An 11,853-nucleotide genomic window follows, 5' to 3' on the forward strand; every position below is an offset into this window, starting at 1 on the left:
CAAACTATGGATCTAAAACGAGTTGCCAAAGATACAGCCAAAGTGCTTACCAATTACATGACCTACCAAGCACTGCGGACTGTCCTGGATCAATTAGGTGAAACTGACCCCCCCCAGGCGCTGTGGCTGCATTCTTTTTCGGCAAACCAAGGAGTTCAAGATGGAGATGCCTATCTCCAAGCACTTCTGGTGGAAAAACAAGAACTGGCGTTTCGGATCATGACTGTACGACAGCATCTGGCTGAGGAAGTGGCAGACTTCTTGCCAGAAATGGTTCGCACCAGTATTCAGCAGTCGAATATGGAATATCGACGTCAGTATCTTGAGCGAATGACACAACTCAGTATCTCTGAATACCCAGCCTCACCCGAACAGCCAACTGATTCGGATACCTAGTTCTCAATTAAACCGGGTACTTTTGTCACCTGCTGGCATACCCGGACGTCAAAAACACAACCATCACAGAAAAACCCCATGCAAACGTTACCAAAAGAGCGTCGTTACGAAACTCTGTCTTATTTGCCGCCTCTGAGCGATCAGCAAATTGTCCGCCAAATTGAATACATTTTGGATCAGGGTTATATTCCCGCGATCGAATTTAGCGAAACCTCTGAACCGACACAGCACTACTGGACAATGTGGAAGCTGCCCCTGTTCAACGCCACTTCGCCTAAAGAAGTTATGGCTGAGGTAGATGCTTGTCGCTCTGACTATCGCGACAACTATATCCGCGTTGTGGGTTTTGACAACATTAAGCAGTGCCAAGTTTTGAGCTTTATTATCTATAAGCCCGGTGAAGGTGGTCGTAGCCGAGGTTACTACTAAGTAGCAAAGGCTTAAAATCTGCTGAGATAGGAAGGAGAGGTTTGATTACCTCTCTTTTTTTACAAGGTAGAGGACAGAAGGCGATACTCAAATTCGTTTTGTTGGATTTTGCTATCCTCAATTCATGCCTCATGCGCCATGGCGCCTCTCTCCACTCTTGTAGGTTACTGTTTTCTTGAGCTAAGCTGCGACAAAAGGGCAACTGAAGAGGTTAGCAGTCAATGGCAAATGAAGAACATGCGGCTTTGCTCAAACAAGGCGTAGAAACCTGGAATCAGTGGCGGGAAGAGAATCCACAACTCGTACCCGATTTGAGTCAGTCACAGCTAAGTAGAGCTAATCTCAATGAAGCAAACTTGAGTGGGGTGAACCTTCAGAATGCTGACTTGAGGATGGCAAATCTCAGTGATGCGGATCTCCAGGGTGCAGATATCAGTAGCGCCGATCTCCGGGGGGCTAACCTGAGAGGGGTTAACCTAAATCTAGCTAACCTGACGGGTACGGATTTAAACGGAGCTTATTTAACCTTAGTCAACTTTATTGATGCTAATCTTACGGCGGTTAACCTGAGTGAAGCGAATCTGAGAATTGCTAACCTCAGTGGGGCAAATTTAAGTGAAGCGAATCTGCGGATGGCTAACCTCAGTGGTGCTAATTTGAGTGAAGCGAATCTGCAAGTGGCAAATTTAAGTGAAGCGAATCTGCGGATGGCAAATCTCAGTGAAGCCAATTTAGAAAAAACCCAAGTCTTATCGGCAAACTTTAACAAAGCTATCTTAACGGGAACCTGTTTACAGGACTGGCAAATCAACAGCGCCACCAACTTGGACGAAGTAATTTGTGATTATATTTACTTGCAAACGGGTCAACGACAACGCCATCCCAATCAGGGAAGTTTTGCTCCGGGAGAGTTTACTCAGTTATGGCGTCAGCATCTTAACACTGTTCAAGTCAAAGTTAGTCCAGAGGTTGCTCCAGTGCAAGCTTCTCCAACCCCAAACCCGAATGTATCCGCTAGTACACCCGAGGTAAAAGTTGAAATCCAACAGCCCCACCAACCGCCTGTTAATTACACCGCAACGACTGGCGCACCGCCGATTAAAGTAGACATTCAACCGCCCGTTTATGATACCGTAACGCCTAGTGTTTCTCAGGGAACAGACTCAAGTCCCCCGTCTTCTTCCCTAAGTGACAGCCCGACTATCCCACCGAATCTACAACAGGCGGTATCGGAAGTTCACCGAATTTTAGAACAACTGGATCAGAATCTTTCCCAACCTAAATGGTCAGAAGTCGCCGCAGAAATTCAGCAACTTTTGCAGGAATTGAGCCAAACTTGCCCGACAAATACACCATTAGAAAAAGTCATTGCTGTCGCCGCCGCGATTAAACAGATTGAGAGTAATCGTCCTCTAAAATCCAGGGTGATAGAAGCGGTACAAAGCGCCGGAATTACCAGACTGCAAGAGTACATAGAGCATCCTCTGAGCAATATTTTACTGCCTGCGATCGCCGACTGGAAATAAGGGGTGAGGTGAGGGGAAGATGGGAAAGATGGGGAAGATGGGGAAGATGCTGCTTTTAGGCTTATCCCTCTTCTGTCACTTTCCGAAATTCTGACGAATTTCCGTCATTACAGCCAACGACACCTAACGAAAGAATCAGGGTTTGACCCCCATTTTTCGGAGTCTGACAGAAGAGAGTTATAGCAGTACCATTCTGTACTGTTCCCAGCTCCCCCAGCTCCCTCTGCTTCCCCTGCTCTCTAACCCCACCACCAGACTCCCTGAAGCAACCCCTAACTATGCCATTCCCGCCGCCTCCTTTGCTGAGTCCTTCGCCATCTCCATGAAAATCTTTTGAGCGCATTGCTCTTTCGCATCCTCCGGTTGACGTTGGACATAACGTCCATCAGGTTGTAATTCCCAAGCTTGGCGATTATCTGCCATCATAATGGCTAGGATTTCTTGCAAATCTTTGATAATCTCTGGATCTTCTATCGGTGTAATCGCCTCAACTCGTCGATCTAAGTTGCGACGCATCCAGTCAGCGCTGCCAATATAAACTTCTTCATCACCCTGATTATAGAAGTAATAAATCCGCGAATGTTCTAAAAAGCGACCAACAATACTAATTACGCGAATATTATCGCTAACGCCTACGACACCAGGACGCAAACAGCAAATTCCCCGGACAATTAAATCAATTTGTACGCCCGCTTGGGAGGCTTCATAGAGAGTCGCGATAATCTTAGGATCGACTAAAGAATTCATTTTGGCAACAATGCGCCCTGTGTTTCCCTGGCGACAATGCTCAATTTCCCGCTGAATCATCGTCGTCATGCGATCGCGTAAATTTACCGGGGCGACTAATAACTTGCGATAGGAGCGCTGGCGGGAGTATCCCGTCAGAAAATTAAATAAATCGGTTAAATCTGCCCCTAAATCCTCACGACAGCTTAGGAGTCCTAAATCCGTGTAAATTCTGGCGGTTTTCGGGTTATAGTTTCCCGTGCCAATGTGAACATAGCGGCGAATCCTCTTCTCGTCTTGACGCACCACCAGTACGATTTTGGTATGGGTTTTTAACTTAATAATCCCATACACCACATGCACACCTGCTTGTTCTAACTTACGCGCCCAGAGAATATTATTCTCTTCATCAAAACGGGCTTTTAATTCCACCAAAACGGCGACCTGTTTGCCATTTTCAGCCGCTTTAATCAAAGCCTTGACAATTGGGGAATCGCCAGAGGTGCGATAAAGTGTCATTTTAATCGCCAGTACGTTTGGGTCATCCGCCGCCTGGGTAATAAACCGCTGCACGGTACCGCTAAAGGAATGGTAAGGATGGTGGACAAATAAATCCCGTTGGCGAATAATACTAAAGAAGTCCTCGCCATCGTCTTCCCCAGAGAGCGATCGCAACTCGACGGGCATGACGGGTGTCCAGTGTGTGTCTTTGAGTTCCGGTAAGGGTAATCCCATAAAGGACATCAAGTCCCCTAGTCCCAATAAGCCGTCAATTTCGTAGACATCACTGTCCTCGAGTCCCATCTCCCGCATCAGCGTTTCCCGTAAGGTTTCGGGTACAGTCGCATGAATTTCCATGCGGACGGCTGAACCCCCTAAGCGTCGTTTCCGCAGTCCCTCTTCAATTGCCAGGAGTAGGTCATCTGCTTCATCTTCCTCGACGGCTAAGTCGGCATTGCGAGTAATCCGAAACGGATGATATTCTTGGATATTCATCCCTGGAAACAGAAACTCTAAATTATGGGCAATCACCTGTTCTAGGGGAACGCCCATCCAAAGAGCAGGTTTTCCCTTTTGCCGTTCTCGTAACGGTTCGGGAAGGGCGACAAATCGAGGTAAGACTTTGGGAACTTTCACCCGGGCAAAAAATTCCTCGCCCTGCTCAGGATCTTTGACCACCACCGCTAGATTCAGACTCAGGTTGGAAATATAGGGGAACGGGTGGCTAGGATCAACCGCTAGCGGCGTCAGAACCGGAAAAATTTGCTCCTCAAAGTAGTTTTGCAAATAAGTCCGCTGTTCGGAGTTCAAATCCATGTACTCCAGCAGGTAGATCCCCTGTTTTGCCAATAATGGTCGCAGGATTTGTTCAAAATGTTCATGTTGTTCCTTGACCATGGGGAGTAACCGATGATTAATCCCATCCAATTGATCGCCAGGTGTGCGACCATCAGCAGTTAGGGATGTCACCCCCGCTTCCACCTGCTGCTTCAAACCCGCCACCCGAACCATAAAGAATTCATCCAGGTTTGAACTAAAGATTGCCAGAAACTTCAAGCGTTCCAGCAGTGGGGTTCGGGAATCGAGGGCTTCATGCAAGACGCGATCGTTAAATTCCAACCAACTGAGTTCCCGGTTGAAGTAGTATTTAGGGTCTCTCAGACTAACCTCGGTCGTTGTCTTCGATTTCTTAGCCATGATTATTAGGGAAACGGCGCACCATCCGTTCGCCTTTTCTGGCGCGGGTAGGATGTCAGTATAAATACTATCAGCTTATCGGCTCCAAGCCTCACGGACGTTCGGCGAGCGCTCAGTCGAGCCGTCGAATCTCTGATTGACCGACCAGATGAATCGCCAGGACGTAGTGTGAGCATCTTGCTCACTACATTGAGCATCTTGCTCACTACATTGAACATCTTGCTCACTACATTGAACATCTTGCTCACTACATTGAGCATCTTGCTCACTACATTGAACATCTTGCTCACGACATTGAGCATCTTGCTCACGACATTGAGCATCTTGCTCACGACATTGAGCATCTTGCTCACGACATTGAGCATCTTGCTCACTACATTGAGCATCTTGCTTACTACTAATACTCAATTTAAATACATGACAGCTAATCAATCTCACAAATTACCATAATATTCGATGAATAGTTGTCAGTCTTGTAGTGGATCAGTTGGGGTCCAGCCTGTTCTATTTCTCGCACCAGTTCAGGTATTTCAAACTTATGCTGTCTCCAAATCGCAATCTCTTCACCTTCAGCAATTTCAAGACATTCATCCTCTCCCATTAACCTAAAATTTATCCGATAGTTCTGACGAAATTTAATCATCGCCACAATACTATCAGTTTTCGGGTCATACTTTCGCACCAGTTCACAGTCTTCTGCTCGAATCCCCATCGCCTTTTTTACCCAAGCATAGACTTGATCTACATGATACTTTAACCCCCCTCTCACCGTTCCATCCCATTGACAGTTAGAACCAATTTCGTTAGTGAAGACAAGGACATCATTGTATCCCATACTGTCTCTAAAATTTTGCAGGACTGCGGTTCTATTGTGATGATTGCCCATAGTTACGCCTAAATGCAAAATAATTTGGGCGGTATCGTCAGTTTTTAGGTTTACCTGATGGTTTAATAAGATTTGGGATAGTGAATGATTTTCTATATCAATCCTGTCGCTGATAAACTCGATGTGAGGAAACCATTTTTTTATATTTTGCTGGGATACCTTGAGTAAGTCTTCGCTAATGTCCAAGGCAATATATCGAGTAATTTTGCCTAAGCGATGCAGCCGACGAATAAACTGTTTGACCGGATAGGAATTGCCAGCGCCGACATCGATAAGATTAACAGTGTTGACAGCGTGTATTTTGCGGGTGATCACTTCAAAATTATCGTTTAACAGGGCAATTTCCCGATTAACAGGTCGATACCAGCGTGGACGCAGATAGTTGAGATAAAAATTATCCCAGATGTTTGCGCCTTGACCTTTGTAGAAATATTTGAGGCTAATTTCGCGTCGGTTGGCTAAAGTTTGAAGGATATCTAAAATTTCGGCATCTGAGAAAATCGAGTAAAATTCAGCACTAGGCTGGGCGGTGTGACAGATAGGATTTTGCTGAGATTTAGACATTGATGTTTTTTGGGTTCGTAGTAAGCACTTTAGCTTACATCTTGCACCATTCATCGTAGGGGCGCACCGACGTGCGCCCGATTACCGACGTGCGCCCAATTACCGATGTGCGCCCGATTTAACATTCCAGTGAGATTGGATCAGGACTTACGCAGCTACACCACATAAGGTGGAAAAGGTGCGTTATGCGACCCTATCGCACTCTACACATAGAGGCTTTGCGTAAATCCTATGGATATTAGTAGCGAGCAAGATGCTCGCACTACAAGGAAAAAGACAAACGCAAACGGCGACCGGGAGGACAACCAGGTCATCAAGGAAAAACCCGTAAAGGATTCAACCGAATTAACCGAACCCTAGTGCTGCGACCAGATACATACAGGCATTGTGGTTCTTTTGAAATAGTAGCTGGCATCGAAGATTGGGTTAGTGACATACTCCTACACTAACCTGAGTACAGGTATAGTGTAGGCTTCTCAACCAATCCGGCTATTGCGTAGGAGACGTTGAGCTTTAAGAACGGGATGCCCCTCCGCTCTATTTTTTATGTTGATAGCTGCGTTATGATCACGGTCAAGACTGCATCCACAATGGGGGCAATCATGCCATCGAACGTGCAACTTTTTGGGTACTTTCTCGCCGCAATTGGAGCAATCTTGTGATGTGTTATGGGCGCTTACTGGAATTACCAACTTCCCAGCATTCTCGGCTTTGTTTGTCAGTATCGACAGAAAGTTTGACCACCCAGCATCCAACACAGATTTAGCCAATCGGGTGCGAACAAGTCCTTTAATATTTAAATTTTCATGAGCAACTACATCATATTTCGACAGCAGATAATTAGCTGTCTTGAAGTGAAAGTCCTTCCGTTTATCTGCTACCTGCTTGTGTTGTTTTCCTAGTTGCTTGATAGCCTTAAGCCTACCCTTACTCCCCTTTTTTCGGCGGGCTACCCGTTTCTGGATAACTCCTAACCGTTTTTGAGCTTTACGGTAATGTTGAGGAATCGCAATATTTTCACCATCTGAAGTTGTCAAAAATTCCTTTAAACCCACGTCAATCCCTGTAATTGAATCGGGGTTAAAATCTGGCTTTATTTCCGGAACTCTCTTGTCTGCCATCGATAAGGTCAGATAGTAACCATCAGCTTTCTTGGTAACAGATGCTGTTTTTATTTTGAATCCATCAGGGATAGAGCGATGTAGGATAACCTTGACTTTCCCCAACATTGGTAAGTTGATGAGGTTTCCCTGCAAGCACCCCTCTTTCATTTGGGGGTAAGTCAAGGTGCGATATCGGTTACGGGCTTTAAACCTTGGCTTACCGCTACGTTTGCCGTTGCTATCGCCTTTGATAAATCTCTCAAACGTTACCTTCACTCGCTTGACTACATCTTGTAGGACTTGAGAGTAAATCTCTTTATACCAGGGATGAGTTTTCTTGAGTTGAGGTAAGGTTTTCTTCTGAGAGTAGTAATCTGGGTTGTCTTGTAATTCAGGAAGATGACAGATTAAGGGACAAGCGTTTACTGGAGAACGGTTTTGCTCATACCAGTTGAATCTATCAGCCAACAAATAGTTGTACTCAGCGCACAGCATAGCTAGCCATCTGTCAAGTTCAATGACTTGCTGTTTGGTTGGGCGTAGCTTGTACTGATAAGCGGTTCTCATTGTCTCCCCAAAGGCTGGTGACTATCTTAATATACACCAATTACAGTTTCAGCGCTAAAGAGGTACATCGAAAATCAACACTCACCCGATTAATTTATTGGTCATTTCTGTACCGACAATGACCCGCCTATCCATCCCGACACCAACCTGGGTTGTTACTGAGCCTGTCGAAGTACAGGTATGGTGTGGGGCTTCCGGCGAACAGAGCTAAAAAAGAAGGCTCTGCCTACGTTCCCAGGGTTCAACAAAGGAGACAGGCTTCCCTTGACATCAACCTAAAAACTAAAGCTGGTTCGCATCAATCCCACCCAAAGAGTATCATTATTTGCATTATGTTCAGGATTGGTAATCATCATCAAGCCGGGAGTGATAAAAATTCGATCACTCAGGGGATAAGTATATGATAATTCAAAATGTAAAGAGGTATCCTCATCTTCTCGCTCAACAATATCATTATGGGTCACTTTCGGCGGCATCCCAACCACAAAATTTAATTGACTGCCTAATTTCCCCACATCCAGCACAGCCAGTGTAACTGCCCAACTCCAGATATCTGCATCGGCGCCAGATGAACCACTCAAACCACTCACAGTTGGTGAACCTTCCGCATTCGCCTGAAAGTAGCTCAGCCAACCGCCCAGAATCATCTGATCGTTTAACTTGTAGGTCGATTGTAAACCTAAAGCATTGGAGGAAGTAGCAGTACTTTCACCAAAAGGTAACTGAGCCAATTGACTGCCCTTAGACGCAGTAATATTAACCGTTGAACCGGGTTCAGGGGCATAATAACGACCATAAGTTAACGCCATGCTCAACTCGTCTGATGGGGTAAACGTTACCTGACCTAAAGCCGTATATTGACCGTTGAAAAGTCCCTCATCTGGATTACTACCCGACGTGGTTAAATAGGTTACCCCAGCCGCTAGTTCATCGGTAAATTGGTAGTAGGCTACGGTTCCTGCACCAAAGGCAAAGGAGTAAATCGGGCTTTCAGCACCAAAATTAGAAATAGAGGAAACCGGATTCAGCGCCGGAAAAATCCGAGTCGGAAAATCAGCCGCCGGCGCGATCGCCATGATGCCGCGATCGCCGAGGGGGAATTCGTAAAATAGGGTACCAATGCTCACATCATTGCCCGTATTCGTCGCACCAATCAAACGAGTCATATCGGTTCCCGTCACGCTACTGCCAAAATTATTCACATTCCCAGCTTGTATCCGGGTTCGCAATCGATCTCTACCCGTAAAGCTGGTATCGAAGCTAAGGCTGACACGGGATGAGAGGGTGAGGGTTTCATCCAAGTCTTCTGAGAGATTTTCGCTCCTAGGAACCGCCTTGCGATCGCCAAACGCCCCCGCTATATTAAAATTTATACCGCCACGTAGAATTGTTGTCGTACTGAATGTCTGATCCTCAAGACGGACAACTCTGGCGTCTAGGGTATCTAATTCCGTAATAAATGTCTCTAATTCTGTCGCAAATTCGGCTTGTAACCGTTGCACCCTGGCTAAGTCTTCTTCAGTAATCCCATTGGTGTTGGCGTCAGTAATTAACCCTTCAATCCGACTCAAACAAAGGTTCAGTGTCGCCGCAAATTCATAACGGGTTAACGCCCGATTGCCCTCAAATGTTTGGTCGCTCGAACCCCTTAAACAACGGTATTTTTCCACCAAACTACGCAATGCCTCATACGCCCAATCCCTCGGACTCACATCGCGCAATTCACTCACCGGCGTGATTTGAGCCAGGGCGGAATCCGGTTGGTTAGCGTCTTCAATGGGCAATTCAAATGTTGAGGCTGTCGGCGGATCAGCGAACGGCAGATTAATCGGATCAACTTGTGCTGAAACTGGGGATACAATTAGGAGATTATAACCTAGTATGGCTGATGTTACTGGCAATAGCGCACTCTGTTTGTTCATAATTTTTCCTTTAGTCCTCCTCATCCCCTAACCCGAATTTTTCATCTGATGTTTCACTGCCTATGTTTGACCCTTCGCGACTATCGAGGGAACCTGGCGCGTATTCCTTTATCACCTTCCAGGGAACCTGAAGTCTGTGTAGGGGCGGGTTTTACGACTATCTTTTCGGTTCCACCCAGATGTAACTAAACCCGCCCCGAATTTCCCCGTTTCCCCGGTTTTTTCCCTGAAATTAAAATTCAGGTTTTTAATAGGGGCGAACCTTCAATTCTGTATTTACCGTTTCAATCACCTTTTGGGCGACATCTTCGGGAATTCTGGTGTATTCTAGCTCTTGATTCAACTCTTGTCCCCGCGTCATGATCCATTTCAACACGTCTTGAGTGTCAAGGACTTGGGTTTGATTCGGATATCTTTTATAGATAAGTAGCCAGGTTAAACTGACTAAAGGATAACCCTCCTCTGGATCATTAATATTTTCCGTGGTAAAATCATCGTTAAACGTGACATTTTCCAGAGCTTTCTTGGTTTCTGCTAATGTCGGTTTAACATAACGACCCGCTTGATTTTCCAGCCGAGCCACAGGCAGATTATTCCTCTGAGCAACACCTGATTGAACATAACCAATTGCTCCATCAATGCGCCGCACCTCTGCCGCCACGCCACTGTCTTGGGGACGCGCCGCAAAAATATCAAATCCCCAATCGGGTTCTCGGCTGGCTTCTATCTTCCCCCCACTAATTTTATTTAAGTATTTCGTCAAGACAAACGTCGCACCGCTACTGTCCGAGCGCACAATCACTTGAATTTCTTTATTCGGAAAGCGGGGATTCACCTGTTTCCAATTGCCAATTTGACCCGTAAAAATCTTGGCAAGTTGTTCACGAGAAAGTTTTATATTCGTGGGGACATCTTTAAGATTATAAACAATAGCAACAGCCCCTCCCCCAGTCGGCACCATCAGCAATCCATCTTCCACTTGATTTTCCTCAATGGGAGTCGGAATTAATGTGGTTGCCCCAAAGTCCACAGCTCGCTCCATAAATTTGCGAATCCCACCGCCACTGCCAATGGCTGTGTATTCAAATGTTTTGCCGGTTTCCCGTTCGTATTCGGCGCTATAGCGTTGGTAAAGGGGTTGAGGAAACGAAGCCCCAAACCCTTTCAGAACTTGAGCATAAACAGCACTCGTCGTGAACGGAATTGTCGTTGCGGTTAATGCCACAGCTATAAATTTCGACCAATTCGTCAATGTAAATGTCTTCATGAGTCTCTGGCGTCGTTGTGAACATTTTCTCACCGAAGTCGGTTGATATAACTCAACCCAACTCTATTAAAGTCTGTCAATACTCCTCAAATCCTGACAAAGGACAAATGACGCTCCCCAGCCTTTAACTTTAATTTGTTCCACCGACTTATGAACGCTGTAGTTGATGAATAGTGATTTGCTGCGTATCCGCCGGAATTTCAAACCAGAAATCATTATCAAGAACAATTTCATAGACAAATTCCCCTAGACGAGTACTGCGCCACGTACTGACGATGGAGGCGTTTGGTTCCCACCGTTTAAGAGCCTTGATCACATCTTCTGGAACCGCACTCCGCTCAATTTCTTCGTCTACCTCAATAATTTGTCCATTGGGAGTGGAATCAACAACGAATTCAAAGCCTTGCTGGTTTTGACCCCTTAATTCATAAAGAATAGACCCATCTGGTTTCATTTCAATGTTTGCCCTTGTGGGTTCAGCACCCGTTACCGTTCGCACCGCCGCCATAACTGGAAGGGGTACATCCTCAAGGGTTATATCTCGTTCGATTCCGCCAAAGGTTTGGGCAAGCAAAACAGTTTGGGGATTAGGTATGGATTGAGCCTTTGCTTCACCCAGATTAATGGAGGAGGCAAGAATAGCCATCCCTGTCGCTATCACTATTCTCCACTCAGTCGTTGTACCAAAAATCATTAATTTTTTCGTTTTTTCTTTTTCTTCCAACCTTAAGTAAATACATAACCGAGATCTTTTTGTCAAGTCATAAAT

The 11,853-nt window shown here is 45.7% G+C and carries 10 protein-coding genes; 3 read left to right on the forward strand and 7 right to left on the reverse strand.

Annotated features, from left to right (window positions below; all coding sequences use genetic code 11):
• Positions 1 to 6: 6 nt before the first annotated feature.
• The 3 genes from rcbX to MC7420_RS01540 all read left to right on the forward strand — a co-directional run bounded on the left by rcbX (position 7) and on the right by MC7420_RS01540 (position 2,351).
• Entirely contained in the window at positions 7 to 396 is a 390-nt protein-coding gene (rcbX, locus tag MC7420_RS01530; protein ID WP_006098295.1) for a RuBisCO chaperone RbcX, read from the forward strand.
• 78 nt (positions 397 to 474) lie between these two features.
• Complete coding sequence (locus MC7420_RS01535) at positions 475 to 825, forward strand: ribulose bisphosphate carboxylase small subunit (RefSeq protein WP_006098244.1); 351 nt, start codon at positions 475 to 477, stop codon at positions 823 to 825.
• Between the two features lie 221 nt (positions 826 to 1,046).
• Positions 1,047 to 2,351 (forward strand): pentapeptide repeat-containing protein, encoded by a 1,305-nt coding sequence (locus tag MC7420_RS01540; protein ID WP_006097833.1) that lies wholly within the window; start codon positions 1,047 to 1,049, stop codon positions 2,349 to 2,351.
• Between the two features lie 276 nt (positions 2,352 to 2,627).
• Here the strand turns inward: MC7420_RS01540 and ppk1 are convergent, their stop codons facing one another.
• The 7 genes from ppk1 to MC7420_RS01575 form a co-directional block, all read right to left on the reverse strand.
• Positions 2,628 to 4,775: a polyphosphate kinase 1 gene (gene ppk1, locus MC7420_RS01545; protein ID WP_044204257.1), complete on the reverse strand. Its 2,148-nt coding sequence runs from the start codon at positions 4,773 to 4,775 to the stop codon at positions 2,628 to 2,630.
• Positions 4,776 to 4,850: 75 nt separating this feature from the next.
• Positions 4,851 to 5,183 (reverse strand): hypothetical protein, encoded by a 333-nt coding sequence (locus MC7420_RS01550; RefSeq protein WP_157452981.1) that lies wholly within the window; start codon positions 5,181 to 5,183, stop codon positions 4,851 to 4,853.
• Positions 5,184 to 5,199: 16 nt separating this feature from the next.
• A complete protein-coding gene (locus tag MC7420_RS01555) occupies positions 5,200 to 6,225 on the reverse strand; it encodes an L-histidine N(alpha)-methyltransferase (RefSeq protein WP_006098121.1) in 1,026 nt (341 codons plus the stop codon).
• A gap of 476 nt (positions 6,226 to 6,701) precedes the next feature.
• Positions 6,702 to 7,895, reverse strand: a complete 1,194-nt coding sequence (locus MC7420_RS01560; RefSeq protein WP_006098238.1) for an RNA-guided endonuclease InsQ/TnpB family protein — start codon at positions 7,893 to 7,895, stop codon at positions 6,702 to 6,704.
• Positions 7,896 to 8,170: 275 nt separating this feature from the next.
• Positions 8,171 to 9,817: an iron uptake porin gene (locus tag MC7420_RS01565; RefSeq protein ID WP_006098290.1), complete on the reverse strand. Its 1,647-nt coding sequence runs from the start codon at positions 9,815 to 9,817 to the stop codon at positions 8,171 to 8,173.
• Between the two features lie 247 nt (positions 9,818 to 10,064).
• The gene (gene pstS, locus MC7420_RS01570) at positions 10,065 to 11,084 is read right to left on the reverse strand and encodes a phosphate ABC transporter substrate-binding protein PstS (RefSeq protein WP_044204264.1); all 1,020 of its coding nucleotides are present in this window, start codon (positions 11,082 to 11,084) and stop codon (positions 10,065 to 10,067) included.
• 148 nt (positions 11,085 to 11,232) lie between these two features.
• Positions 11,233 to 11,844: a hypothetical protein gene (locus MC7420_RS01575; protein ID WP_232231608.1), complete on the reverse strand. Its 612-nt coding sequence runs from the start codon at positions 11,842 to 11,844 to the stop codon at positions 11,233 to 11,235.
• Positions 11,845 to 11,853: the final 9 nt, after the last annotated feature.

Origin of the sequence: Coleofasciculus chthonoplastes PCC 7420 (assembly GCF_000155555.1) — a bacterium.
In the GTDB taxonomy this organism is placed as follows: Bacteria; Cyanobacteriota; Cyanobacteriia; order Cyanobacteriales; family Coleofasciculaceae; genus Coleofasciculus; species Coleofasciculus chthonoplastes_A.

Excerpts from the sequence above, each read along its gene's own strand:
- rcbX (WP_006098295.1), top strand. The coding sequence starts at position 7 with ATGGATCTAAAACGAGTTGCCAAAGATACAGCCAAAGTGCTTACCAAT.
- MC7420_RS01535 (WP_006098244.1), top strand. The coding sequence starts at position 475 with ATGCAAACGTTACCAAAAGAGCGTCGTTACGAAACTCTGTCTTATTTG.
- MC7420_RS01540 (WP_006097833.1), top strand. The coding sequence starts at position 1,047 with ATGGCAAATGAAGAACATGCGGCTTTGCTCAAACAAGGCGTAGAAACC.
- ppk1 (WP_044204257.1), bottom strand. The coding sequence starts at position 4,775 with ATGGCTAAGAAATCGAAGACAACGACCGAGGTTAGTCTGAGAGACCCT.
- MC7420_RS01555 (WP_006098121.1), bottom strand. The coding sequence starts at position 6,225 with ATGTCTAAATCTCAGCAAAATCCTATCTGTCACACCGCCCAGCCTAGT.
- MC7420_RS01560 (WP_006098238.1), bottom strand. The coding sequence starts at position 7,895 with ATGAGAACCGCTTATCAGTACAAGCTACGCCCAACCAAACAGCAAGTC.
- MC7420_RS01565 (WP_006098290.1), bottom strand. The coding sequence starts at position 9,817 with ATGAACAAACAGAGTGCGCTATTGCCAGTAACATCAGCCATACTAGGT.
- pstS (WP_044204264.1), bottom strand. The coding sequence starts at position 11,084 with ATGAAGACATTTACATTGACGAATTGGTCGAAATTTATAGCTGTGGCA.